This is a genomic window from Antarctobacter heliothermus, assembly GCF_900188425.1.
In the GTDB taxonomy this organism is placed as follows: domain Bacteria; phylum Pseudomonadota; class Alphaproteobacteria; order Rhodobacterales; family Rhodobacteraceae; genus Antarctobacter; species Antarctobacter heliothermus.
Window position 1 is genome coordinate 67,701 of the sequence record NZ_FZON01000016.1, and the last position, 24,392, is coordinate 92,092.

Here is a 24,392-nt window from a genome sequence, read left to right on the forward strand (position 1 = left end):
CTCACCGGTTGTTCGAGAAGGTGAAAAAGGACTGCAGCGCGAACATCACGCGATCCAGCAAGAAGCCGATGATGCCGATGGTCAGGACGGCGACCATGATCTTGGCCAGCGACTGGCTGGAGCCGTTCTGGAACTCGTCCCAGACGAATTTGCCCAGACCGGGGTTCTGCGCCAGCATTTCCGCCGCAATCAGCACCATCCAGCCCACGCCCAAAGACAACCGCAGCCCGGTAAAGATGAGCGGCAGTGCCGAGGGCAGCACCAGCTTGGTGACCTTGGTATAGGTGTTCATCTTGAGCACCTTGGAGACATTCACCAGATCCTTGTCGATGCTCGCCACGCCCAGTGCGGTGTTGATCAGCGTCGGCCAGAGCGAACACAGCGTCACGGTGATGGCCGAGATCAGGAACGACTTGGCAAACAGCCCGTCATTGCTGGTGTACATGGCGGAGACGATCATGGTGACAATCGGCAACCACGCCAGCGGCGACACGGGTTTGAAGATCTGCACCAGAGGGTTGATCGCAGCATTGGCCGTGGCCGACAGGCCCGCCATGATGCCCAGCGGCACCGCAACAATCGTCGCCAGCAAAAAGCCGAAAAAGACCGTTTTGATAGAGGTCCAGATCTGCTGGTAATAGCTGGGCGCGCCCGTGTAGGCGATGGATTTGACCTTGTCCGGCTCACCGGCGTCGATGAACTTCTGGTTGCGCTTTTCAACCATCTCTTCGAACTTGGCCTGCTTGGCGGCCTTGGCCAGCGCGTCGTCGTGCAGGTTCAGCGCCTCTTCCCAGACTTGCGCCGGACCGGGGACCGCGCCCAGTGATGTCTGCACCTTGGGGGCCAACGTGCCCCACAGCAGCAGGAACACCATGATGGCGATCAGCGGCACCGCCAGCAGGCGCCAGATTTCCTTCATCTGCGCGGCCGGGTTGTCGCCGGCGGCAACCCGCAGGATCGGCGTGATCCAGTTCAGGCCAAAGGCCTGCAACCATTTGTCGGCGGTGTTGATACGGGTGAATATCTTTGCTTTGCGGGCTTCGCGGGCCTGCGTCGCGGCGAGTTCGGGGTCAATGGCGGTCATGAGAACGGGCCTTTGCAGTGAGAGAGGGGAGGCGGGGGAACCCCCGCCCTACAGCCGTGAGGAGCGTAGGGCGGGGTTGCCCCCGCCGCGCCCGGTCAGCCCTTGACCTCGGCGCCGACCACGGTCTGCGCGCCCTTCAGGCCAATCGGCAGGCTTTCGAGGTAGGCGTTGGGCGCACGGCCGTCGTATTCGATGCCGTCGATGATATCGGCGGCGGGCGTCGGCACCTTGTAACCATCGCTGTCCCAGGGGAAATCGGCCTCATTGGCCAGACCTTCGTCGACCAGCATCCGCGCCGCATCCAGATAGATATCCGGACGATAGACCGACTTGGCGACCTCATCGAACCAGGTGTCCGACTTCGGCTCTGCGATCTGGCCCCAGCGGCGCATCTGCGTCAGATACCAGACCGCGTCCGAGTAGAACGGATAGGTGGCGTTGTAGCGGAAGAAGACGTTGAAGTCGGGAACCTCGCGCTTGTCGCCTTTTTCATACTCAAACGTGCCGGTCATCGAGTTGGCAATCACGTCATAGTCGGCCCCGACGTATTCTGCGCGGCTCAGGATCTCGACCGCCTCGGGGCGGTTGGCGTTGTCGTTCTCGTCCAGCCAGATAGCCGCCCGGATCAGCGCCTTGGTGACGGCGATGGTGGTGTTGGGGTTGGCCTCTGCGAACTCTGCAGAGATGCCGAACACCTTTTCCGGGTTGTTCTTCCACAACTCATAGTCGGTGATGACCGGCACGCCGATGCCCTTGAACACCGCCTGCTGGTTCCACGGTTCACCCACGCAATAGCCGTGGATGGTGCCGGCCTCCAGCGTGGCGGGCATCTGCGGCGGCGGGGTCACGGACAGCAGCACATCGGCGTTGATTTGGCCGGTGATGTTGTCGGGCGAATAGAAACCGGGGTGCAGCCCACCAGCGGCCAGCCAGTAGCGCAATTCATAGTTGTGGGTGGACACCGGAAAGACCATGCCCATGTTGAACGGCTTGCCCTCGGATTTGAACTGCTCGACCACCGGGGCCAGTGCTGTGGCCGAAATCGGGTGCACCGGCTTGCCGTCTTCCTGCGGGATGTTCGGCTTCATCATCTCCCATACTTCGTTCGAGACAGTGATGCCGTTACCGTTCAGGTCCATCGAAAAAGGCGTGATGATATGCGCCTCGGTGCCGAACCCGATAGTCGCGGCCAGCGGCTGACCGGCCAGCATATGCGCGCCGTCCAGTTGTCCGCCGATCACGCCGTCCAGCAGCACCTTCCAGTTGGCCTGCGCCTCCAGCGTGACAAACAGACCCTCGTCCAGGAAATAACCGTTCTCATAGGCCACGGCGAGCGGCGCCATATCGGTCAGTTTGATGAATCCAAAGGTCAGCTCATCCTTTTCAAGCTCAAGCATCTGGGCAAAGGCGGGGCTGACCAGGGCGGTGGTCGCCGCAAGGGAGAGGAGGAAAGACTTCATTCGGTCGGTTCCTTTTTAAGGGGGCGCCCGGGTCCGTCGCGAAACACCGGGCAAAACAAAAAAGCCGCAAACACGCCCTGCCCGTTGAAGGCAGAGAGTGAGCGGCGTTGCTCGGGAAAATCCCATTCGGTGGGAGGTATGTCGCGCGGTGCACATCGTTGTGCGCCGGTGGTCTCAGGATTTGCTATCGCGGTGCGTGGATCAAGTGATTTTGCTGCATTGCCGCAAATTTCTGGTGTCCAACCGGCAGATCATGCCGCACTGCCGCATTTCTGGGCGTCAGGTCGCATCGGGGTCAAATATGCGGCCATCAAAAAACGCGTCCGGCGGCAGCAGGATCTGTCCTTTTTGCGACGCGACCGCCGTGGTTTGGCGAATCGCACCCTCCAGTTTCTCCGATGCGCCCGGCAGATCAGCCCCTGTCGAGGCCATTTGCTGGCGGTAGAAATCCGACCGGAAAACCCGCCCCGCCTTGGCGCGTGCCTCTTCCGCGTCCAGCCCGAACCGCTGCGCCAGACGGCTGGCGATCCATTTGGCCTGACTGCGCCAGGGAAAATTGGCCAGCCCGTCATGGAACCCGACAAAACCGGGCACATCCCGCTGTTCCGCGTGGCCAGAGATCGTGAATTGCCCCGTCAGCGCGCGGTCGATCACCTCGGACGGCAGATCCAGATACGCCCGGCGCGCGAGGATTTCGGCCACAGAGGTCCGGCTATCGGGGGAATCCAACCAGCGCCCTGCCCGCCAGACTGCGCGCATCAGCTTGCCCAGCAGGTGCGGTTCTGTCTCTGCCCAGTCGGTGCGCACGGCCAGCACCTTTTCCGGCGCCAGCGACCAGATCGCCTTGCCCGGCAACAACAGCGCGCCCGCCGCGCTTTCGACCGCTTCGGACCCCCAGGGCTCTCCGACACAAAAGGCATCAACATCGCCCTCGGCCAGCGCCTGCGCCATCAGTGGCGGCGGCACAGTGCGCACCTCATATCCGACGCGCGCCATGTCAGACGCCTCCAGCCAATAGTGCAGCAGTTCCACATGCATCGAGAACGGAAACGGCACGCCAAAGACCAGCGGTCGGTCGGCGGCGGCGGCCAGCGCGCGGGCCGCCGCCGCGGCATCGCGGAAATCGAACCCGTAGCCCGACTGTCGCAACCGCTGTTCCAGCGCGCGGCTGACCCCGATCACATTGCCATTCACCGACAGGACACTGACTGCCGAAATCGGTTGCGTCACGCCGCCCAGCCCCATGGCCATGGCAACGGGGACAGGCGACAGCAGATGCGCCGCATCCACCCGCCCAAAGGCCAGCATGTCCCGGACCGAGGACCACGACGGGGCGGATATGAGATCCAGCTCAATCCCCTCTTCGCGCGCAAATCCCATCTCATGCGCGACGATCAACGGCGCGGCATCCACCAACGGCACATAGGCAATCGGCAGCGTCACCCTCTTCATGACAGCAACCCCGAGGCCGTCACCAGCGCCTCGGCCACATCAGCCACGCGGCGTCCCTGATCCATCGCCGCCTTGCGCAACAGGGCATAGGCCTCTTCTTCTTCGATGCCGCGTGCCTTCATCAGCAGACCCTTGGCGCGGTCGATGATCTTGCGTTCTTCCAGCGCGCGGCGCGTCTCGGCCAGTTCGCGGCGCATCTTGCGCACCATTTGAAACCGCGCGATGGCTGCGTCCAGCACGGGTTTCACCCGTTCCGGTTTCATCCCATCGACCACATAGGCCGACAGCCCCGCCTCAACCGCCTCACGCGCCAGATTGCCAGCCGCGCTGGACACAAACATCGCCACGGGACGTTCCATCGGTCCAGAGGCCAGGGTCAGTTCCTCCAGCATGTCGCGGGTCGGGTTATCAATGTCGATCAGCACCACGTCCGGCGACAGCGCCGCGATCCGGCGCGCCAGACTGGAGGCATTGCCGATCACATGCACCTCATAGGGGCCGGACGCCTGCAAGGCGTCCACAATCGCGATGGCGCGTTCGCGGTCTTCCTCGACAACAACAATGGTGATCCGGTCGCTCATTCTGGTTTGTCTCAGCTTGCTGCGGGCCGGACAAGCCAGACCGCCTTTATGGGCTGCGCCGGACCGACCGATTGCCTAAAAATCAGGCAGCCGTGCAAGGATGACAGCAACCAGCCCAGGACCGTGCGCAAACGAAAAGGGCGACGCCAATGCGCCGCCCCATTCAGTGCCAGATGACCGGAGAAACCTCCGGCCCAACGATCCGGATCAGCCCTGGAACAGAGACAGCAGCGACTGCGGTGCCTGGTTGGCGATCGACAGCGCCTGAACACCCAGCTGTTGCTGGACTTGCAGCGCCTGCAACCGGGCCGAGGCCTCTTCCATGTCGGCGTCCACCAATGCACCGATGCCCGATTTCAGCGCGTCGGTCAGCTGTGATACGAAATCGGACTGTGTCTCGATCCGGCCCTGAGCCGAGCCAAAGGCCGCCGCTGCGTCGATGGCAATATCAATCAGGGTTTCCACTTCGGTCAGTGCGGAATCAGCCCCGGCCTGCGTGGTCACGTCGATACTGGCCAATTCCTCCAGCCGGCCGCCGATTGTGGTGTCGGCCACCGCGTAGCTGCGCACCTGGACAGAAAAGTTGTCGCCGGTGTTGCTTGCGCCGGTAAAGTCCAGCTGGTTGGCACTGGTGCCGTTCACAGCCGCCCCGATGCCCAGACCCTCGGTGATGTCCGAATTGTCTGCGACATATTTGTTGAAAGCGGCGGCAAGGCCGCGGGCCACGTCCGCCTCTGTGTCGCCATCGCGGGCGACATAGATGATCTCCTGCCCTGCGGCCGTTGTGGTGGTGTTGAGGGTGGCAAGACCCGCCGCACCAGCGGAGATCTCGATCGAAAAGCCGGTGCCCGCAGCCACGGTTGCGGTGCCTGCACCGGCCGTTTGACCGATGATCGCAAGGGTGGTGGGCTGGGCCGCCGGGGCAGAGGCGCCGGTCAACGCCACGGCAGCGGTGTTGGCGGCACCCGAGGCGGCGTCCGTGCCAATCGCCGTGGCCGAAGCCGACGCGACATCGATCGACCCGACGGAGGTGCCCAGATCCTGCTTGTTGACTGTGATGTCAGAGGCGGTCACCCCGGTGCCCGACCGATCCAGCGAGGCAAGAATGTTGACCCGGCCGGTCCCGGCAGTCGTTTCGGTGTTCGAAAGCAGATTGAGACCGTTGAACTGGGCCGCGCCCACCACTGCGGAAATCTGGTCGCGCAGCGCGTTGATGTCATCCTGGATCTTTGCCCGGTCGACGTTTTCCTCTTGCGCCGCGACGATGCGGGATTTGATTTCAGTCAGGAGTTCGGTGGTGGTTTCCGCCGCCTGACGCGCCACGGAAACGGTCGACTGACCCAGATTGAGGCTGTCGGAGATCCCCTTGAAGCCTTTGACATCGGCTTCCATCAACTTCGAGATCGCCCAGACGGCAGAGTTGTCCTTGGCGGTTGCGACACGTTTGCCGGTCGAAATTTGCGACTGGGTATCGGACAGGCTGGCGTTGATGGTTTTGAGGGTTTGCAGCGCCACCATGGCACCGTTGTTCGTCAGGATGCTAGACATATTCTTGTCCTTGCTGTTCGTAAGCGCGTTTTGCGCCGGTTTCATTTGCCGCGTGCGGCTTTGCTGACGTCGTTCTGACGGATGCAGGCCTTGGTATTGGTCCGCGCCACCGCTTCAGGTGCGCCGCCAACCTCACCGTTCCGGATGAACAGAAGCCTAAAACCCGCATCGTGCTTGCATAGAATTTGTCTGAAACCTGAAAGGTCGGCCCGGCGCCCCTGACCCGATGCCGCTGACCCGATGCCCCGCACACGGACTGGAAACGACAACCCCCCCGACAGTGTTCTGCCGGGGGGTTCTCAGCAGGACCATGAGAAACCCCCATGTAACCTTCTGACTTTATTTACATGCCCTCTGTGCCACATCCACAAACCGGATGCCGGCGCAGTGGAACCGACGCGCGCCTCAGTCCAGATAGGCGCCGAGTGCCGCCTCTGTTCCCTCACGCCAGATCATCTGGAGAGAGTCGGCAAAGGCCCCGGCGAATCCGGCATGATCGGCCAGCTCGCCATAGATCTGACGTTGTTCCAGCCAGGCCTGCGGGGTCTCCTTGGCCGCAAGCGCGGCGGCGTTCAGATCGTCCCAGAACGGATCGTTGGCGGCGATGTCCGACCCATCCTCACGGGTGCCGGCACACATACGCGCCCAGAGCGCCTCGACCAGGGCCAGACCGTCATACGGGGTGCCAGCCGCCAGCGCCTCGCGCAGGGTCGGCAGCAGAAACCCGGTATGGCGCGACGATCCGTCAAAGGCCACGCGCCGCGTCGTGTCCACGATCAACGGGTTGGAAAACCGCTTGTGGATCAGATCGACATAATCGGCAGGCGTCATGCCCGGCACCGCATGGACATGCGGCACGATCTCTACGCTGGCGAGCTTGTGGAACAAGCGGCCAATCAGCGGATGCGCCATACAGCCTGCGATGGACTCGACCCCAAGGATCTCACCCGGGTTGGAAATGACCTGATGGCCGCCGTTCAGGATGCGGATCTTCATGGTTTCATAGGCGTGGACATCGTCCGAAAAGGTCGCCCCCGCCTTGTCCCAATCCGGCCGCCCGGCGCAGAAATCATCCTCGATCACCCACTGGCGGAAATTCTCATGCGTGACCGGCACCGCGTCATCGATGCCCAAGCCCTGCACCAGCGCCAATTCGTTCGGCCCGGTGGCGGGCACGATGCAGTCCACCATCGCGTTGGGGAAGGTACAGTTGGCGTCGATCCAGTCGGCCAGCGCCGGATCGGACAGTCGCGCCAACGACACAACCGTCTGGCGCAGGATCGCGCCGTTGCCTTGCAGGTTGTCGCAGCTTTGCCCGGTGAACGGCCCGGTGCCCGCGTCGCGGCGCTGCCGCAGCGCGGCCACCATCGCGCCAAAAGCGGTGCGCGGCGTCGCCGGGTTGGCGGCGTCATGCACCATATCGGGGTGCTGCGCGTCAAACCCCTTGGTCACCGGGTCGATGTAATAGCCGCCCTCGGTCACGGTCAGCGCGACGATGCGGATCGCCGGATCGGTCATCCGGTCGATCAACGGGCCGTTGCCGTCGACAATCGGCACATAGTCGATCATCGAGCCGATGACCTCGGCAGAACTGCCCGCCGGGTCCAGTTCAATCAGCGTGGTCAGATAGTCCTGCGCGGCCATCTTCTGGCGCTGCGCCTCGTCAAAGGCACGCACGCCAGCACCGACAATGGCCCAATCCTGCGCCAGCCCCTGCTGCATCAGGCGGTGCAAATACCACGCCTGGTGCCCGCGATGAAAGTTGCCTAGTCCGATATGCACGATCCCCGGCGTCAGGGAAGCGCGGTCATAGGTGGGAACGGCAATACCTTCGGGCAGGTCAGCCAGATTGGCGGAGCAAAGCTTGATCGCCATGGGAACCTCATGTTGTTGTCGGGGGTCACGCCCCGGTATCATTTCTTCGCGTCAGGGCGCGGCGATCAGCTCATCCACTGGCCGCCGTCGACATTATATGTCTGCGACACGATGTAATCGGCCTCGGGCGAGGCAAGGAACACCGCCATGCCCGACAGATCCGCAGGCAGCGCGTAGCGGCCCGCAGGCACACTGGCCTCGACCTCGCGCTTTTTCTGGCCGGGCGCCTTGCCTTCGAGCTTGGCAAACAGCGCGTCCACATGGACCCAATGTTCACCGTCCACCACACCGGGGGCGATGGCGTTCACGTTGATGCCGTGCTTGATCAGGTTCAGCCCGGCGGACTGCGTCATCGAGATGACCGCCGCCTTGGTCGAGCAATAGACAAGCACCAAGGATTCACCACGACGCCCCGCTTGGGACGCCATGTTGATGATCTTGCCGCCATGGCCCTGCGCGATCATCTGCCGCGCCGCTGCTTGCATGGTGAACAGCGTCCCGGCCACGTTGATCGCATACAGCCGGTCATAACTGTCGCGGGTGATGTCCACCGTTTCGGCGGCATCGAACACCGCCGCGTTGTTGACAAGGATGTCCAGTTTGCCGGCGTGGGACACCACCGACGCGATGGCCGCGTCGATGCTGTCCTGCCGGGAGACATCGATGTGAACCGCATAGGCCCCGCCGCCGATCTCGGCGGCGGTCTGCTCCGCCGCCTCCATGTTTATGTCGCCGATGGCAACCGTGGCCCCTTCGCGCACATAGGCCTCGGCAAATCCCCTGCCGATGCCGCGCGCGGCACCGGTGATCAGGGCGGATTTTCCGGCAAGGCGTGTCATGCCAGCCGCAGCCCCTCAGCATCAAAACGATGCAGGTGTTGCAGGTTCGGCGTCAGAAAGACCGTGTCGCCATGCGTCACCGGAATTTCCCCACCCACACGCACGGTCATCGGATCACAGCCCGGAACCCCGTGGACGTGGATGAACGTGTCCGATCCCAGGTGCTCGGCCACGCCGACGGTGCCCTGCCACAGGCCGTCGGTGGTGGAAACCTCCACATGCTCGGGGCGGATGCCGATGGTCTGCGCGTTGTGCTTGGTCGCCTCGGCGCCCTCAATGAGGTTCATCTTGGGCGAGCCGATGAAACCGGCAACAAACTTGTTGCGCGGCGCGCGGTACAGCTCCAGCGGGCTGCCGACCTGCTCGATCACACCGGCCTGCAACACCACGATCTTGTCGGCCATTGTCATGGCTTCGACCTGATCATGGGTCACATAGACCATCGTGGTCGCCAGCTTCTTGTGCAGTTCGCTGATCTCCATCCGCATGCCGACGCGCAGCGCCGCATCCAGGTTGGACAGCGGTTCGTCGAACAGGAACGCCTCGGGTTCCCGCACAATGGCGCGGCCAATGGCGACCCGCTGACGCTGACCACCCGAAAGTTGCCCCGGACGGCGATCCAGATAGTCGGTCAGGTTCAGCGCCTTGGCCGCCGAGGCGATACGCTTGTCCTGCTCGGCCTGATCCATGCCCGCCATCCGCATCGGAAAGGCGATGTTCTTGCGCACCGTCATATGCGGGTACAGAGCATAAGACTGGAACACCATCGCCAGCTTGCGCTTGGCAGGGGGCAGCGATGTGGCGTCCTGACCGTCGATCTCGATCTTGCCGTCGGTCATGTCCTCCAGCCCGGCGATCAGCCGCAGGAGGGTGGATTTACCGCAGCCCGACGGGCCGACAAACACCACAAATTCGCCATCGTTGATTTCAAGATCTAGCGGCGGGATAACCGTCACGTCGCCAAAGGATTTCTTGACCTGCTTGAGTTGAATACGTCCCATGGGTCCCCCCCTTATTTCACTGCGCCGAAGGTCAAGCCCCGGACAAGTTGTTTCTGGCTGAACCAGCCCATGATCAGGATCGGCGCGATGGCCATGACAGAGGCCGCCGACAGTTTTGCGTAGAACAGTCCCTCGGGGCTGGAGTAGCTGGCGATAAAGGCCGTCAGCGGTGCCGCCTTGGCTGCCGTCAGGTTGAGCGTCCAGAATGCCTCGTTCCAGGCAAGGATGACGTTGAGCAACAGGGTCGAGGCGATGCCCGGCACTGCCATTGGCGTCAGCACATACAGGATCTCTGACTTGAGCGTGGCTCCGTCCATCCGCGCCGCCTCAAGGATCTCACCGGGGATTTCCTTGAAGTAGGTGTAGAGCATCCAGACAATGATCGGCAGGTTGATCAGCATCAGGACAATGACCAGTCCGATCTGTGTATCCAGCCAGCCCAGTTTGATGAACAGCAGGTAGATCGGGTACAAAACGCCAACCGCAGGCAGCATCTTGGTCGAGAGCATCCAGAGCAGGATGTCCTTGGTCCGGGGCGAGGGCACAAAGGCCATCGACCAGGCGGCGGGGACCGCGATGATCACCCCCAGGATGGTCGACCCACCCGCGATGATGATCGAGTTCCACAGGAACCGCATGTAGTCCGACCGTTCCTGAACCACCGCGTAGTTTTCCAGCGTCCAGTCAAAGAACAGAAACACCGGGGGATCGCTGATCGCCTGAGCTTCGGTCTTGAAGCTGGTCAGGATCGTCCAGAGGATCGGGAAGAAGATCAGCAGACCGACACCCCATGCGAAGGCGGTATTGATTGCTTTGCGTTGCGTTGTGACAGCGCGTGCCATGATGTCCCCCTCAGGTGTCCAGGTTCTTGCCGACGATGCGCATCAGGAAGAGCGCAACGATATTGGCGAGAATGATTGCGTAAACACCACCAGCAGATCCCAAACCGATGTTCTGGCTTTCCAGCACACGCTGGAAGATCAGGTAGGTCAGCGTCTTGGTTCCGAAAGCACCGCCCGTGGTGACAAAGATCTCTGCAAAGATGGACAGCAGGAAAATCGTCTGGATCAGGACCACAATGGTGATGGCGCGTCCCAGGTGGGGCAGGATGATGTGGTAAAAACGGGACACCGGCTTGGCGCCGTCGATCTCGGCGGCCTCCAGCTGCGAGCTGTCGAGCGACTGGATCGCGGTCAGCAGGATCAGCGTCGCAAAGGGCAGCCATTGCCAGCTGACGATCATGATGATCGATTCCAGCGACGCCTGACTGAGCCATGATACTGGCTCTGCTCCGAAGAATTTCCACAGATGCGCGAACAACCCGTTCGTCGGATCCATGAACATGTTCTTCCAGACCAGCGCGGACACGGTCGGCATCACGAAGAAGGGCGCGATCACAAGGATCCGAACAACCCCCTGTCCCCACATCGGCTGATCCAGCAGCATGGCCAGCAGTACGCCGAACACGACAGTGATGATCAGAACGCCGCCGACGATGATCAGGGTGGTCATGACACTGGGCCAAAAGGCGCTGGAGGTCACGAAACGTACATAGTTGTCAAAGCCGGCCCATCCCAGGTCACCACCGCGCAGCGGCAGGTACTTTCGGAATGAGAACCACAGGGTCATGCTCAGCGGGACGAGCATCCAGACCAGAAGTAGAAAAACCGCGGGGGCCATCATCAGACGGGCTGCGGATCGCGAGTGCTGGGTCGCCATGGCGCGCCTCCTCCCTTGGCGACCAGGGGCCGCCATTTTCCATTCATGTCATCGGGTGAGTGGGGGTAGTTCTGTGTGTCCGGAGGGCGGTTGCCCCCGCCCTCCGGACTGGGAGGATGCCTTAGTAACCTGCGGCTTCCATTGCGTCGATCGTCAGGGCCTGCGCCTTTTCCAGCGCCTCTGCCACGGTCTGCTGACCGGCATAGACCGCCGAGAACTCCTGGCTCACGTCGGTTGCGATACCGGCGTACTCGGGGATGGCGACGAACTGGACACCGACATAGGGAACCGGATCAACCGTCGGGTTGTTCGGGTCAGCGGCCAGGATCGAATCCAGGGTCTTCTGAGCAAAGGGAACCTTCTGGTACTCGGGGTTCTCATAGAGCGAGGTCCGGGCACCCGGAGGCACGTTTGCCCAACCTTCGTTGGCGGCAACCAGCTCAATGTAGTCTTTCGAGGTGGCCCATTCGATGAACTCTTTGGCTGCGGCTTCTTTCTGAGTACCGGCAGGGATGCCCAGCGCCCAAGCCCAGAGCCAGTTGGCCCGCTTTTCAACACCCTCGTGGTTCGGTGCCAGAGCAAAGCCGACCTTGTCGGCCACGGTCGAGTCGTCGGGGTTGGTCACAAAGGACGCCGCAACAGTCGCGTCGATCCACATGCCGCATTTGCCCTGCTGGAACAGCGACAGGTTTTCGTTGAAACCGTTGGTCGCGTATCCCGGAGGGCCCGCGTCGTTCATCAGGCCAACGTAGAAGTTGAGCGCATCGGCCCACTCCGGCTGGTCGAACTGCGGCGTCCAGTTTTCGTCGAACCAGCGCGCGCCGAACGAGTTTGCGATCACGGTGATCAGGGCGCCGCCCTCACCCCAGCCGGCCTTGCCACGCAGGCAGATGCCGTTGATCTCGGCGTCGCGGTCGGTCATGGCGACAGCCGCTTCGCGAATGAATTCCCATGTCGGCGCGTCGGGCATTTCCAGACCGGCGGCTTCCATCAGGTCGGTGCGATACATGATCATCGAGCTTTCGCCGTAGAACGGGGCTGCGTACAGCGTTCCGTCATGGCTCAGGCCGTTGCGCATCGCGGGCAGAATGTCGTCGACGTCATAGCCTTCGGACAGGTCGTCCAGCGGCACCAGCCAGCCGTTCGCACCCCAGATCGGGGTTTCGTACATGCCGATGGTCATGATGTCGAAGGAGCCGCCCTTGGTGGTGACGTCGGTGGTCACGCGCTGGCGAAGAACGTTTTCTTCCAGCGTGACCCAGTTCACTTCATGTCCGGTCTTTTCGGTGAAGTCGGCCGTGAGGCCCTGCATGCGGATCATGTCGCCGTTATTCACGGTTGCGATGGTCAGCACTTCGGCAGTCAGTGCGGTGGCAGACACCGACACAAGTGCGGAAGCCGCAAAAAATGCGCCTTTCAAAGTCATCCAGTTTCCTCCCTTGGAACTCGTTGTTAACGATAACATCTTGAATGACGCCGGGTCGCAAGTCAATTAAAAACTTTACGGGGGTAAACTTTTAACTTGCCGCGATGCAGCATTTCATGCGGATTGACGCATGACCAACCGGCCTTCCAGATAGATTTCGTCACGCTTTTCAACACGCTGGCCACTTTCGATCAGGCTGAACAGGCGTTCGACGCTGCGCTCTGCAATGGCGTCGTAGCTTTGCGAAACGGTGGTCAGCGGTGGGCAAGTATAGCGCGAAAACGGGTGATCGTCGTGCCCGGCGACTCGCAGGGCGCATCCCGGGCCCAGCCCGACTCGCAAACCCTTTTGATAGGCTGCCGCCAGAACCCCGATGGCAAGTCGGTCGTTGCTGCACAGGATCGTGTCGGTCGGCAGGTCGCCGCCGTCGATCAGCTTGACCCCGCCCTCCAGGCCGATCTTTTCGAAATCCCATCCGTCGCCGTCCACCTGCAACAGATGCGCTGGATGCCCCATGCGCTCCATCACGTCACAATAGGCCTTGCGGCGGCGATAGGCGTTCGGGTTGGTGGGCTCTCGCATCTCGAAAAAGGCGGGCGATTGGCCAGTCCGGCACAGATACTCACAGATCAACGCTGTGGCCTGCGCATTGTCATGTCCCACAAACGCCTCACCCAAACCGCTGATATTACTGTCAAAAAGTACGGAGGGCACGGCCTGGCAAAAACTTTCGACGGCGGCCTTGTCAGAACGCCGCCCCAACGGCGCCAACAGCGCCCCGGCGGGTTTGATTGCCCGCAGGCTTTCAAGGTTGTCGTTTTCCTGCGCGGCTGTGCCGTGTGAGCTCAGCAGGATCGGTCGAAACCCGGAGCCGATGACCAGCATTTCCAGATTGCGCGCAATCTCGGCAAAAAACGGGTCGGCCAGGTAGGGCACGACAATGCCGATGTTCTTGGTCAGCTTTCGGTTCTGGTTGATGGCAAAGATGTTGGGGCGATAGTCATATTGCTCCAGCGCGCCCTCGATCCGCGAGCGGGTGGTTTTGCGCACGCTTTCGGGGTCGTTGAAATACTTCGACAGGGTAGGCCGGGAAATGCCGCTGACCTCTGCGAACTCTTCCATGTTCCGAATCTTGCGATCGTCCATAGTCCCTCCCAGTCAGGCACCTCGCAGGCCACGGCGGCGCGCCCAGGCAGCCAGTCCGGAGCACTCCATGTTTCTTGACGCGCGTATAGTTTTTCAGGATGTAGCCACAGCGCGCATCCGTCAAGGCAAACCTTGCCGCGCGTCAAAACACATCGGCGACGGGTCTACCACTCCGGTCGGGGGTCGCAATGCCTTTATCGCGCGGCGCGGCCCGGGCCTTCTTGCCCGCTCAAAAAAGCGTCAGAGCACAACCGCCTGCCCGGTTGCGGCGCTTTTCTGCGCGGCCAGCCCGATGCGCACCGCCGCAATCCCGTCCGCCAGCGTGACTTCGGGGCTGCCCTCGCCGCGCACCACGGCGTTGAACCGCTCATGTTGGTAGTAGGTCGATCCGTTGTGATCGCCCGCCGCCAGCAAGGCCGGATCTACCGGCACCTCAATCAGGCGCGGCCCCTTGGGCACCCGAGGCGACACAATCACCTGCGGCACCGGCGCGTCGCCCAGATGGGCGGGCCAGAACCGCCCCGGCCCCGGCACCCGCGCCTCTATCTTGCCCGCCGGGCCCATGGCGCTGATCTCTTCCTGATAGCGCGATCCTTCGGCGAACATGCACAATTCCAGCATCGCCCGCGCGCCGCCCGCGAAATCGAGGATCACATAGCCGTTGTCCCAGATGTCCGGCGCGCGCCCGTCATAAGTCTCGTCCTTGTGGTTCACCGCCTGCCCGGCGCTGGCCATGACGCGCACCGGCTCATCCCGCAGGATCAGCCGCATCAGGTCAAAGAAGTGACAGCACTTTTCCACCAGCGTGCCACCACTTCGCTGGTTAAAGCGGTTCCACGCACCGACCTTGGGCAGGAACGGAAAGCGGTGTTCCCGGATCGTCAGCATGGCAATGCCGCCCGTCGCCTCCTGCGCCTCATCCCGCAACAGCGCGATCGGCGGCATATAGCGGTACTCCATCGCCACCCAGACCGGCGCGCCATAGCTGGCCGCAAATTCGCACAGAAACGCCTCATCCTCGGGTGCTGTGAACAACGGCTTTTCGCACAGGATCGGCAGGACACGGGTCGCCGCGATCTGGCGCAACTGAGGCACATGGCAATCGTTCGGGCTGACAATGACCAGCGCGTCCAGATCCGGCACCGCCAGCAGATCCTCCAGCGTGTCGCAAACCTGCGCCCCGCCCGCCAACTCCGCCGCGCTGACCGCCAGATCGGGCACCGGGTCAAAGACCGCCCCGACACGCCCCTGCGGCAGCAGGTTGATGTTCTGGATATGCTCGCGGCCCATCATGCCGCAGCCGATCACACCGTAACGCACCATCGTCATGCCTTGCCGATCCTATTGATGTAGATGACCGTGTCCGCATCGAACCAGGTCCGTGAAAATTCCACCGGCGCGCCCGCACTGTCACGCGCGATCCGCGTCACATGGCCCGCCGTTGCGCCCACCTCGGGCGGGAACCGGGCGTCGCGCCACTCCGGCACCGGCGCAAAGCTCACCCGATCCTCTGCCGAGAGGATCACCAGACCCAGCCGCTCACGATAGAACAGGTACAGCGACTCCGACACGTCCTCTGCCGCGATGTGATCCGCCTGCGCGCCGTCCAGCCAGATTTCCTCCAGCGCCGCCGGAACCCCGCCCAGAAACCGCAGTCGGCGAAACCGCCAGCCCACATCCGACGGCCCAAAGCGCGGCGCATCCGCCGGTTTGGGCAGACGGTCCACCCCCAGAAACTCTGCCGTCGGCAGCCCACCACCCGCCTTCAGCTCCAGCCGCAGCATCGAATAGATCGACGCCACGCCACCCCGCTCCCGGACGTAGTTGCCCGATCCCTGCACCCGGTCTAGCAGCCCCTCGCCCGCCAGCGTCAAAAGCGCCTTGCGCAGGGTGCCCACCGCGATGCCCAACTGTTCGGCCATCTCGCGCTCTGGCGGCAGCCGCGCGCCATCCACCAGCCGCCCGGCGGCAATGTCTCGGATCAGCATTTCGCTGATCTGGGCGTGCTTGGGCAGCGCCGCCGAGGTCCGTCCCCGAGTCAAGCCTGTGTCCCTCCGCTGGACGCCGTTCCGTAGAGCGCCCATAATTAATACACTATTGATGCATTAATTCCCGAATGCTACGCAAGAAGAAATCCGCCGCCGAATCCGGCGCAGCCAGGGAGGCCCCGCATGACCGTCGTCCCCGTCACCTCCGCCGATCTGGACGCCTCCGAGGTCAGCTGGTTCTCGGCGCTTTGCTCAGATGACTACCGCTATCTGGGCGTGCCTGACGGCGCGCTGCGCTCGTCCTTCGAACATTGCCGCGACATCGTGCTGGAGGCCGAAAGACAAGGCTTCCGCAACATCCTTGCGCCCTCATCCTATCAGGTCGGGCAGGACACCCTGTCCTTTGTCGCGGGCATGGCGCCGCTGACCAGCACCATCAACATGCTGGCCGCCATCCGCTGCGGTGAGATGCACCCGATCATGCTGGCCCGCACCGTGGCCACGCTGGATCACATGATGCAGGGACGGCTGACGTTAAACGTCATCTCCTCCGATTTTCCCGGCGAAAAGGCCGACAGCGGCTATCGCTACCAACGCTCCCGCGAGGTCGTCCAGATCCTCAAACAGGCGTGGACGCAGGACGAAATCAACTTTGACGGCGAGATCTACAATTTCAAAGGTCTCACCACCGACCCCGCCAAACCCTATCAGACCGGCGGCCCGCTGCTGTATTTTGGCGGCTATTCCCCTGCCGCGCTGGAATTGTGCGGTGAGCATTGCGACGTCTACCTGATGTGGCCGGAACCCAAGGAACAGCTTGCCCAGCGCATGACCGACGTGAACGCCGTGGCAGAGCGCTATGGCCGCACGCTGGACTACGGGTTGCGCGTCCACATGATCGTCCGCGACACAGAGGCAGAGGCCCGCGACTACGCCGACAGTCTCGTGTCGAAACTGGACGATGAATACGGCCAGCTGATCCGTGACCGCGCCCATGACAGCGGCTCACTAGGCGTCTCTCACCAATCCCGCGCCCGCGAACTGGCGGATAAATTCGGCTATGTCGAACCCGGTCTCTGGACCGGCGTGGGCCGCGCGCGGTCGGGCTGTGGCGCGGCGTTGGTGGGCTCCGCCGATCAGGTGCTGACCAAGATCGAAGAATACCGCAAGATGGGCATTCGCGCCTTCATCTTCTCCGGCTATCCGCACATCGAAGAATGCCAGCACTTTGGCAAACTGGTCCTGCCAGAGCTGAAAACCTGTTCGCTGCCGCATGAATATGGCCGCGTCCCGAACGAAACACCGGCAACGCCGCTCGGCGTGGGAGAGCGTAAATGATGCAACGCGTAGACCTGCAAGAGGGGCTAGATTTTAGCCGCATCGTTTATGGCATGTGGCGTCTGGGCGACGATACAGACACCTCGCCCGCCCATGTCCGGGCCAAGATCGACGCCTGTCTGGAACAGGGCATCACCACGCTGGATCAGGCCGACATCTACGGCGGCTATGAGGCAGAGGAGATCCTTGGTGCCGCCATGACGCCAGAGCTGCGCCAACAGATCCAGATCGTCACCAAATGTGACATCGTCGCCCCCGTGGGCCGTTATGCCGATGCGCCGGTGAAATACTATGACACCAGCCGCGCGCATATCATGGCCTCGGTCGATCACTCGCTGCGCCTGATGCAGATCGAACAGATCGACCTGCTGCTGATCCACCGCCCCGACCCGATGATGGACCACCGCGAAACGGGGGCCGCACTGGATGAAATCGTGGCCTCTGGCAAGGTCCGCGCCGTGGGTGTGTCCAACTTCAAGCAACACGATTGGACGCTGCTGCAATCGGCGATGAAATCGCCTCTGGTCACCAACCAGATCGAACTCAGCCTGAGCGCGGTTGAGGGGTTCACCAACGGTGACGTGGCCTATCTGCAGGAACGCGACATTCCCCCGATGGCATGGTCGCCGCTGGGCGGCGGAGCATTGATGAGCTCGAACACCGCGCTGACCACGGTCATGGACCGCGTTTCCGCCGATCAGGGTGTCGACCGCGCCGCCGTGGCCGTCGCCTGGCTGCTGGCGCATCCGGCGGGTATCCTGCCGGTCATGGGCACCAACACCATTGAGCGGATCAAAGGGTTCTCACGGGCATTTGACGTCGACATGACGCGCCAGCTCTGGTTTGAACTTTATACCGCAGCACTGGGGAAAGAGGTTCCCTGATGGACGGCAACCGGAGCCACGCGATGCAGGTAATTGACCCCAGCGAGGACTCCCGCGCCTTTCGCGCCGCACTTGGCAGTTTTGCCACCGGCGTGACCGTGGTCACTGCCCCCGGCCCCGGCGGGCCGGTCGGGATCACCGCGTCCAGCTTTGCCAGCGTGTCGCTGGACCCGCCGCTGGTGCTGTGGTCGCCGCAAAAGGCCTCGCGCCGCTTTCCCACTTTTCGGGACGCCCAGCACTATTCGATCCACGTCCTCGACGGCCACCAAAAGGACATCTGCAACGGGTTCACCCGCGACGCCTATGCCTTTGACGGGTTCGACTGGGACAACGACGACAATGGCGTGCCGCAACTGGCCGATTGCCTTGCCCGGTTCGATTGCCGTCAAGAGGCCGTGCATGATGCGGGCGACCATGTGATCATCGTGGGCCGCGTGCTTGGCGCGGCCTTCCGACCCGGCCTGCCGCTGTTGTTTCAGGGCGGCCGGTTCGTCAGCCTCAAGGGCTGACACAACAGGGGACCGGGGCGCCAAGATCCCGGCCCGAAGAACGACAAGGGGCGCGTCACGCCCCGCATATGGGAGGAGCGCCATGCCGGTGCTGCTGATACTGCTTTGGCCGCTGGAGCGGCTGAACACGGGTATCTTGTCCGTGGGCCGGGTGATTGCGGTGCTTGCGCTGGCGATCATGGTCTGCCTGATCCTTGGCCAGATATTCTGGCGCTACGCGCTGAATGACGCCCCCAACTGGACAGAGGAAGGCGCGCGTTTCGGGATGCTCTGGCTGGTCGGGCTGATGGCCCCGCTGGCCTACCGCCAAGGCGGGTTTGTCGCCATCGACATGCTGGAACGCGCCCTGCCCCGGCTGCTGGCGGCGCTGCTGGGTCTGATGCTGCTGAGCATCTCTCTCTGGGTGCTGGTCATCGCCTGGGACAAGGGGCTGAACAACCACGTCGACAGCCTGTCGGGCCGGGGCTGTTCCTCCTCCCTGCGCTGGCCTTTCGGCATCGAGATCGGCAAGTGCAAGGCCAAGTTCGCCAACCAGTACCAGTATGCCGCGCTCTGGGTCGGGATAAACCTGCTGATCCTCGTCAACGTGGAACTGATCCTGCGCCAGCTGATCACCCTCATGGGCGGCGGCGACCGTCTGACGCGCCTGAATACGGACGACATGGCGGGGGCGGACTGACATGCTGATCTGGTTCCTGCCCGTCTTCCTGATCCTCATCATGATCGGCCTGCCGGTGGTCTTTGCCCTGCTCGCCGCGCCCTTTGGCCTGCTGGTGATGGACGACCAATCGCGCCAACTCTCGGTCCTTTACCGCAATCTCTACAACGGCATGGACAGCTTTCCGCTGATGGCGCTGCCCTTCTTCATGCTGGCCGGTGAGGTCATGAACCGCGGCGGCATCACCATCCGCCTTGTCGAGTTTTCCCAAGCGATCATGGGCCACCTGCGCGGCGGCCTTGCCCACGTCAACATCCTGTCCTCGATCCTGTTCGCGGGCCTCTCCGGCTCCGCCGTGGCGGACACCTCGGCCCTTGGGTCCACCCTGATCCCGGCGATGGAGAAGAACGGCTACACCCGCCGCTTTGCCGCTGCCATCACCGCCGCCTCATCCGTCATCGGCCCGATCATCCCGCCCTCTGGGATCATGATCATCTACGCCTATGTCATGGGCGAAAGCGTCGCCGCGCTGTTCCTTGCGGGTATCGTGCCGGGCATCCTTGTCGGCGTCGGCCTCATGGTCATGGTTCGCCTGCTGGCTGACCGCTACGACCTGCCCAAGGCCGAACGCATCGTCCACCGCAACCAGACCATCAGCACAACCGAATACTGGGTCAGCTTTGCCCTTGTTCGCCTCAACGTCGGCGGGCTGCTGATGGCCGCCTATTCCGGCCTCGCCGTGCCCCTCGGCCTCGCCACGCTGGACGACAACGGCGACAAGCTGCACAGCCTCAACCTCTGGATCGTCTTCGCGCTGATGCTGGTGATCGCTCACGCGCTGATGATGTACTGGCGCAAACAGGTCGACCCTGACTTTCGCATCATCTGCAAAAAGGCCGCCGCCCCTCTGCAAACCCCCATCATCATCCTTGGCGGCATCCTCATCGGCGTCATGACCCCGACAGAGGCCAGCGCCGTCGCCGTCGCCTATGCCCTGATCATCAGCTTTCTGGTCCTGCGCTCCATGACCCTGCGCGATCTGGGCCAGGTGCTGTCGCGCTCTGCCCTGTCCACCTCCGCCGTCCTTCTGCTGGTCGGCGCGGCGGTGGCCTTCAAGACCGTGGTCTCGCTGTCCCACGCGCCGCAAATCCTGACCGACATCATCCTTGGCCTGTCGGAAAACCCGCTGGTCCTGCTGTTCCTGATCAACATCCTGCTGTTCATCGTCGGCATGTTCCTCGACGCTGGGCCCGCCATCATCATCCTTGGCCCGATCCTTGGACCGATCTTTGTGCAACTGGGCGTCCACCCCGTCCACTTCGCCATCATCATGAGCGTCAACCTCACCGTCGGGCTGGCCACGCCACCCATGGGGCTGGTGCTGTTCGTGGCCTCGACCGTCAGTCGCGAAAAGGTCGAAACCATCGCCAAGGCGATCCTGCCCTTTCTTGCGGTCGAAGTGGTGGTGATCTTCATGATCACCTACATTCCGGCCATTTCGATGACCGTCCCCTATCTTGCGGACTTCATCAAATGCCCGCCTGATGCCGGTTTCATGGCCTGTATCAGTCCGGCACCGCCACCAAAGTAACCTGAGACAACAGCACCTAACGGGAGGTACTCATGCTGAAACATCTCTTTGCCGCGGCGACGCTCGCGGCCACATCCCTGACCGGGGGCGCGGCCCTTGCCGCCTCACACGGCGATCCGATCAAACTGGTCGCCACCGCCAACTCGAACGAGGCGGATGAGGATTACGCCGGCCTGATCGTGTTCAAGGACTACGTCGAGGCGGCGTCAAACGGCGCCATCGAGGTCGAGATCTACATGGGCACCCAGCTATGCTCGACCGGCGCGGAATGTATCGAGGGCGTGGCCGAAGGCTCCATCGACATCTACATCTCCACCTCCGGTGGGGCTGCGGGCATCTTTCCCTATGTGCAGGTGCTGGACCTGCCCTACCTGATGGCCAATGACCGCGTCGCCGAACACGTCCTGTCCAGCGATTTCGTCCGCACCATGCGCGACATGGCGCTGGCCGACAGCGACGACACGGTGCGCCTGATGACCATTGGCAACACCGGCGGCTGGCGCAACTTTGCCAATACCAAGCGGCGCATCACCTCACCCGCCGACATGGACGGGCTGAAAATCCGCACCGTGGTCGCCGACCTGCCGCAGGAACTTGTCAAAGCCCTTGGTGCTGCCCCCACCCCGATTCCGTGGCCGGAACTGTTCACCTCGTTCCAGACCGGCGTGGTTGACGGCTCGAAAAACGGCATCACCGACATCATGGGCATGAAATTCCCCGATGCGGGCCTGCAATACGTCACGCTGGACGGCCACGCCTACATGGGCGCGCTGTGGTGGATGAGCAACGAAAAGTTCCTTGGCATGGACCCGGCGATGAAACGCGTGGTGGTGGACGGTTTCTACGCGCTGCAACAGGCCACCTTTGCCGCGCCCAAGCGTGGCGCCATTCAGGCCTACGCCGATTTCGTCGAAGGCGGCGGTGACATCTACGTCCCCTCCCCCGATGAAAAAGCAGCCTTCGCCGAGGCCGCCAAGCCGGTGCAGGACTGGTTCCGCGACAACGTCGACGGCGGCGGCAAGATCCTTGACGCACTGATCGAAGCAGTCGACGCAGCCGAGGCCGACATCAACGCCGCCTATGACGCCGACCTGAACTGATCGCGGCGACGCCAATCGGACCAGCACGGCCCCGGAGACATCTTCGGGGCCGTTTTCTTGCCCGCCTCCCCGGGCCGACACCACCCACAAAGACACCCCTATCCAACCTGATGACGCCATGAGACACTGGCAAGACAAACACCAACACGCGCTTTCCAGAAATTTTTTGATCATCGAACAGGAACCCACCATGTTTTCCCCATTCCGTTCATCTCTTTCCACCCTTGCCTTCTCACTGGCCCTTGCAGGCACCGCGCAGGCCTACACGATCCTCCTTGAGGATGATTACAACGGCGGCGAATACGGCAGCATCTGGGGCAAATGTCAGGACGGCGAGGAATTTGAGGTGCGTTGGCTGACCGAAGACGGCAATTTCTCGTATTCCATCGACACCAGCGTCGGCGACGACCAATACACCCTGATCCGCGATTTCTGCGAAGATCACGGGGGGTAAGCCGGTCGGGATACCGGACCGTGGGTTGGGGCGCTTCGGGCGATGTCCGCTTCGAGCCCAAAGTGCCGCATGCTGCGCGGTGCCCCAATGACAGCAACGCGCAGGAAGCCGACATTTCACCGCACTTCGATCACGATTTTGAGGTGAGAAGAGAGAATCCTTGTTTGTCAAGCTGCGTATAGTATGTTGAAAACTGCTCGCGGCAGTCGAAGCGGCCAGCTAGACTGGTCTTCTCGGGAGGACCGATAGGCTGTCGCGTGTGTACCTTCTCAACAGTTGAAGTTCCAGATTGAGAACTGTCGTTCGCCGTTGTGCGTGTTGATCGACATGTCCGGTACAGGGCTTCTCTCCATCACATATTTGCGCAGCTCTGCTTTTACCGCTTTCACCACTCTATCCTCCCTCTCTGCCGCTATCGCACCGATAATGACATCTGTCACCTGCAGGAGATTAACCTTCTTCGATGCAGTCGGGTGGATCGCGCGAAGACAGTTTGGCTTTGCACCATATCGCCGATACGCATTCGCACAGATGCCGTTTCTGAACTCACCGATCTGATCGGAGTCTTGTCCGTGATCTGGTAGCATGATGATCCGCCATTTGTCTCCGTATCGACGGCAGACCTCATGCAACATTAGTTGGTAATACATTTTATTGATCGAAAGATGCGGAGCACCGCGGCCCTTCTTATGGTGGTCGAACTTATCGAAGTCGACGAGCATCGCGTGGAAATGCATGTAGTGAAGGTCAATCGCTTCATAGAATAGATCTACGAGAGCCTCGTAGGCGGCCTTCTTTTTTCCGCCACGATACTCGCTCCACTTGAACTCGCTTTTCATTCCGATTCCGTCTTTCAATGACTGAATCTGGTTGTTCAGCGGGTCGACCATATGCGCTTTTACGGCGATGCCGCCTACGACCGCATATTTGTTGTCACCTGCATAGCTGCTGCAGTCGCAATAATAATGAAGGACGTCCAGCGCCATCTACATCTCGTTGTTCTTGATGCTCTCGCCCACAAGATACCTAGGACTGGGTCGCCTGTGAAGCGTAACCGCACAGCACCGCGACTTCCGTTTTTGCTGCAAGGAAGTGCAATTGTGGAACTTGACGATGAAGGTCGCTCGCAAACGCCGCGAAACTATGATTCCCGCCCTCCGAGGAAGAACGATTAGGTCCGCTTCGGGCTGAGAGCGGTTATTGCTTGTTCGGCATCCGATGGCAGTTTTGTCCCGCACAGCCGACTTTCGGGACGCAAAGCCTTTCGACGAATTCGTAGAGAACCATACCTCCCATTAGCGGTCATGAACATAGCGATCAGAGTCTGCCCCTTGACCGCCGAGTGCAAAGTAATGCCCTCTGCTTTCGGCCCTTATCTTGACCACCATCCAAGGCCGCAAAGGGGCTTTGTTGCGCAAAGTCGGTAACGTCCGGAGTTCCCCTTTCCCCGGACGCAATTATCCCACAGGCTCTGTGACGGGTATGCCGAGCGCGGTGTAGCCGTTGAGCACGGCGGCGCGGATCTGAAGTTCGGCGACCTGACGATCGAAGTCGCGCGCCATGAGGCTCTGCCCCAGCAGCTTCACGCAATGCATCTTCGTCTCGGCGCGGCTTCGTCGGTGGTATCCGCTCCATTTTCTCCAGATGGCGCGGCCAAGGTATTTCGAAGCGCGCAGCGCCTCGTTCCGAGCGATAGCCCCTGCAGTCGATGGCTTCCACGGCTTGGCATTCTTGCGCGG

22 protein-coding genes and 1 pseudogene are annotated in these 24,392 nt (G+C 62.0%); 7 read left to right on the top strand and 16 right to left on the bottom strand.

Features of this window, described 5'->3' with window-relative positions:
- Position 1: 1 nt before the first annotated feature.
- The 14 genes from CHB90_RS10530 to CHB90_RS10595 form a co-directional block, all read right to left on the bottom strand.
- Complete coding sequence (locus tag CHB90_RS10530) at positions 2 to 1,084, bottom strand: ABC transporter permease (protein WP_089277830.1); 1,083 nt, start codon at positions 1,082 to 1,084, stop codon at positions 2 to 4.
- 95 nt (positions 1,085 to 1,179) lie between these two features.
- Positions 1,180 to 2,544: a CmpA/NrtA family ABC transporter substrate-binding protein gene (locus tag CHB90_RS10535; protein WP_089277831.1), complete on the bottom strand. Its 1,365-nt coding sequence runs from the start codon at positions 2,542 to 2,544 to the stop codon at positions 1,180 to 1,182.
- 279 nt (positions 2,545 to 2,823) lie between these two features.
- Positions 2,824 to 3,996: an ABC transporter substrate-binding protein gene (locus CHB90_RS10540; RefSeq protein WP_089277832.1), complete on the bottom strand. Its 1,173-nt coding sequence runs from the start codon at positions 3,994 to 3,996 to the stop codon at positions 2,824 to 2,826.
- Positions 3,993 to 4,577: an ANTAR domain-containing response regulator gene (locus tag CHB90_RS10545; RefSeq protein WP_089277833.1), complete on the bottom strand. Its 585-nt coding sequence runs from the start codon at positions 4,575 to 4,577 to the stop codon at positions 3,993 to 3,995. Before CHB90_RS10545 ends, CHB90_RS10540 begins: the two co-directional genes overlap by 4 nt.
- A 207-nt stretch (positions 4,578 to 4,784) precedes the next feature.
- On the bottom strand, positions 4,785 to 6,125 hold the full coding sequence (locus CHB90_RS10550; protein ID WP_089277852.1) for a flagellin: 1,341 nt from the start codon (positions 6,123 to 6,125) through the stop codon (positions 4,785 to 4,787).
- Positions 6,126 to 6,530: 405 nt separating this feature from the next.
- Positions 6,531 to 8,000, bottom strand: a complete 1,470-nt coding sequence (locus CHB90_RS10555) for a mannitol dehydrogenase family protein (RefSeq protein ID WP_089277834.1) — start codon at positions 7,998 to 8,000, stop codon at positions 6,531 to 6,533.
- 65 nt (positions 8,001 to 8,065) lie between these two features.
- Complete coding sequence (locus CHB90_RS10560) at positions 8,066 to 8,839, bottom strand: L-iditol 2-dehydrogenase (protein WP_089277835.1); 774 nt, start codon at positions 8,837 to 8,839, stop codon at positions 8,066 to 8,068.
- Complete coding sequence (locus CHB90_RS10565) at positions 8,836 to 9,840, bottom strand: ABC transporter ATP-binding protein (protein ID WP_089277836.1); 1,005 nt, start codon at positions 9,838 to 9,840, stop codon at positions 8,836 to 8,838. Before CHB90_RS10565 ends, CHB90_RS10560 begins: the two co-directional genes overlap by 4 nt.
- A gap of 11 nt (positions 9,841 to 9,851) precedes the next feature.
- Complete coding sequence (locus CHB90_RS10570) at positions 9,852 to 10,682, bottom strand: carbohydrate ABC transporter permease (protein WP_089277837.1); 831 nt, start codon at positions 10,680 to 10,682, stop codon at positions 9,852 to 9,854.
- Positions 10,683 to 10,692: 10 nt separating this feature from the next.
- Positions 10,693 to 11,559, bottom strand: coding sequence for a carbohydrate ABC transporter permease (locus tag CHB90_RS10575; protein WP_089277838.1), 867 nt, complete (start codon positions 11,557 to 11,559; stop codon positions 10,693 to 10,695).
- 121 nt (positions 11,560 to 11,680) lie between these two features.
- Positions 11,681 to 12,985, bottom strand: a complete 1,305-nt coding sequence (locus tag CHB90_RS10580) for an ABC transporter substrate-binding protein (RefSeq protein ID WP_089277839.1) — start codon at positions 12,983 to 12,985, stop codon at positions 11,681 to 11,683.
- 114 nt (positions 12,986 to 13,099) lie between these two features.
- Positions 13,100 to 14,131, bottom strand: a complete 1,032-nt coding sequence (locus CHB90_RS10585; protein WP_089277840.1) for a LacI family DNA-binding transcriptional regulator — start codon at positions 14,129 to 14,131, stop codon at positions 13,100 to 13,102.
- Positions 14,132 to 14,371: 240 nt separating this feature from the next.
- Complete coding sequence (locus CHB90_RS10590; protein WP_089277841.1) at positions 14,372 to 15,460, bottom strand: Gfo/Idh/MocA family protein; 1,089 nt, start codon at positions 15,458 to 15,460, stop codon at positions 14,372 to 14,374.
- A complete protein-coding gene (locus CHB90_RS10595; RefSeq protein WP_281256097.1) occupies positions 15,457 to 16,173 on the bottom strand; it encodes a GntR family transcriptional regulator in 717 nt (238 codons plus the stop codon). Before CHB90_RS10595 ends, CHB90_RS10590 begins: the two co-directional genes overlap by 4 nt.
- Positions 16,174 to 16,302: 129 nt before the next feature.
- Between CHB90_RS10595 and CHB90_RS10600 the strand changes: the two genes are divergently transcribed.
- The 7 genes from CHB90_RS10600 to CHB90_RS10630 all read left to right on the top strand — a co-directional run bounded on the left by CHB90_RS10600 (position 16,303) and on the right by CHB90_RS10630 (position 22,653).
- Entirely contained in the window at positions 16,303 to 17,457 is a 1,155-nt protein-coding gene (locus CHB90_RS10600; protein ID WP_089277843.1) for an LLM class flavin-dependent oxidoreductase, read from the top strand.
- The gene (locus tag CHB90_RS10605) at positions 17,457 to 18,341 is read left to right on the top strand and encodes an aldo/keto reductase (RefSeq protein WP_089277853.1); all 885 of its coding nucleotides are present in this window, start codon (positions 17,457 to 17,459) and stop codon (positions 18,339 to 18,341) included. Before CHB90_RS10600 ends, CHB90_RS10605 begins: the two co-directional genes overlap by 1 nt.
- Complete coding sequence (locus tag CHB90_RS10610) at positions 18,341 to 18,850, top strand: flavin reductase family protein (protein WP_425426613.1); 510 nt, start codon at positions 18,341 to 18,343, stop codon at positions 18,848 to 18,850. Before CHB90_RS10605 ends, CHB90_RS10610 begins: the two co-directional genes overlap by 1 nt.
- An 82-nt stretch (positions 18,851 to 18,932) precedes the next feature.
- Positions 18,933 to 19,529 carry a TRAP transporter small permease gene (locus tag CHB90_RS10615; RefSeq protein ID WP_089277844.1) on the top strand — a complete coding sequence of 199 codons (597 nt, stop codon included), beginning with the start codon at positions 18,933 to 18,935 and terminating at the stop codon, positions 19,527 to 19,529.
- Position 19,530: 1 nt separating this feature from the next.
- Positions 19,531 to 21,099, top strand: a complete 1,569-nt coding sequence (locus tag CHB90_RS10620) for a TRAP transporter large permease (protein ID WP_089277845.1) — start codon at positions 19,531 to 19,533, stop codon at positions 21,097 to 21,099.
- A gap of 32 nt (positions 21,100 to 21,131) precedes the next feature.
- Positions 21,132 to 22,199: a TRAP transporter substrate-binding protein gene (locus CHB90_RS10625; RefSeq protein ID WP_089277846.1), complete on the top strand. Its 1,068-nt coding sequence runs from the start codon at positions 21,132 to 21,134 to the stop codon at positions 22,197 to 22,199.
- Positions 22,200 to 22,389: 190 nt separating this feature from the next.
- The gene (locus CHB90_RS10630; protein WP_141135849.1) at positions 22,390 to 22,653 is read left to right on the top strand and encodes a hypothetical protein; all 264 of its coding nucleotides are present in this window, start codon (positions 22,390 to 22,392) and stop codon (positions 22,651 to 22,653) included.
- A gap of 269 nt (positions 22,654 to 22,922) precedes the next feature.
- On the opposite strand, the gene CHB90_RS10635 is transcribed toward CHB90_RS10630, so the two are convergent.
- A complete protein-coding gene (locus tag CHB90_RS10635) occupies positions 22,923 to 23,639 on the bottom strand; it encodes a DUF3800 domain-containing protein (RefSeq protein ID WP_089277848.1) in 717 nt (238 codons plus the stop codon).
- A 471-nt stretch (positions 23,640 to 24,110) separates the two neighbouring features.
- Positions 24,111 to 24,392, bottom strand: a pseudogene (locus CHB90_RS10640) (IS5/IS1182 family transposase); the annotation flags it as partial.

Excerpts from the sequence above, each read along its gene's own strand:
- CHB90_RS10530 (WP_089277830.1), bottom strand. The coding sequence starts at position 1,084 with ATGACCGCCATTGACCCCGAACTCGCCGCGACGCAGGCCCGCGAAGCC.
- CHB90_RS10535 (WP_089277831.1), bottom strand. The coding sequence starts at position 2,544 with ATGAAGTCTTTCCTCCTCTCCCTTGCGGCGACCACCGCCCTGGTCAGC.
- CHB90_RS10540 (WP_089277832.1), bottom strand. The coding sequence starts at position 3,996 with ATGAAGAGGGTGACGCTGCCGATTGCCTATGTGCCGTTGGTGGATGCC.
- CHB90_RS10545 (WP_089277833.1), bottom strand. The coding sequence starts at position 4,577 with ATGAGCGACCGGATCACCATTGTTGTTGTCGAGGAAGACCGCGAACGC.
- CHB90_RS10550 (WP_089277852.1), bottom strand. The coding sequence starts at position 6,125 with ATGTCTAGCATCCTGACGAACAACGGTGCCATGGTGGCGCTGCAAACC.
- CHB90_RS10555 (WP_089277834.1), bottom strand. The coding sequence starts at position 8,000 with ATGGCGATCAAGCTTTGCTCCGCCAATCTGGCTGACCTGCCCGAAGGT.
- CHB90_RS10560 (WP_089277835.1), bottom strand. The coding sequence starts at position 8,839 with ATGACACGCCTTGCCGGAAAATCCGCCCTGATCACCGGTGCCGCGCGC.
- CHB90_RS10565 (WP_089277836.1), bottom strand. The coding sequence starts at position 9,840 with ATGGGACGTATTCAACTCAAGCAGGTCAAGAAATCCTTTGGCGACGTG.
- CHB90_RS10570 (WP_089277837.1), bottom strand. The coding sequence starts at position 10,682 with ATGGCACGCGCTGTCACAACGCAACGCAAAGCAATCAATACCGCCTTC.
- CHB90_RS10575 (WP_089277838.1), bottom strand. The coding sequence starts at position 11,559 with ATGGCGACCCAGCACTCGCGATCCGCAGCCCGTCTGATGATGGCCCCC.
- CHB90_RS10580 (WP_089277839.1), bottom strand. The coding sequence starts at position 12,985 with ATGACTTTGAAAGGCGCATTTTTTGCGGCTTCCGCACTTGTGTCGGTG.
- CHB90_RS10585 (WP_089277840.1), bottom strand. The coding sequence starts at position 14,131 with ATGGACGATCGCAAGATTCGGAACATGGAAGAGTTCGCAGAGGTCAGC.
- CHB90_RS10590 (WP_089277841.1), bottom strand. The coding sequence starts at position 15,460 with ATGACGATGGTGCGTTACGGTGTGATCGGCTGCGGCATGATGGGCCGC.
- CHB90_RS10600 (WP_089277843.1), top strand. The coding sequence starts at position 16,303 with ATGACCGTCGTCCCCGTCACCTCCGCCGATCTGGACGCCTCCGAGGTC.
- CHB90_RS10605 (WP_089277853.1), top strand. The coding sequence starts at position 17,457 with ATGCAACGCGTAGACCTGCAAGAGGGGCTAGATTTTAGCCGCATCGTT.
- CHB90_RS10610 (WP_425426613.1), top strand. The coding sequence starts at position 18,341 with ATGGACGGCAACCGGAGCCACGCGATGCAGGTAATTGACCCCAGCGAG.
- CHB90_RS10615 (WP_089277844.1), top strand. The coding sequence starts at position 18,933 with ATGCCGGTGCTGCTGATACTGCTTTGGCCGCTGGAGCGGCTGAACACG.
- CHB90_RS10620 (WP_089277845.1), top strand. The coding sequence starts at position 19,531 with ATGCTGATCTGGTTCCTGCCCGTCTTCCTGATCCTCATCATGATCGGC.
- CHB90_RS10625 (WP_089277846.1), top strand. The coding sequence starts at position 21,132 with ATGCTGAAACATCTCTTTGCCGCGGCGACGCTCGCGGCCACATCCCTG.
- CHB90_RS10630 (WP_141135849.1), top strand. The coding sequence starts at position 22,390 with ATGTTTTCCCCATTCCGTTCATCTCTTTCCACCCTTGCCTTCTCACTG.
- CHB90_RS10635 (WP_089277848.1), bottom strand. The coding sequence starts at position 23,639 with ATGGCGCTGGACGTCCTTCATTATTATTGCGACTGCAGCAGCTATGCA.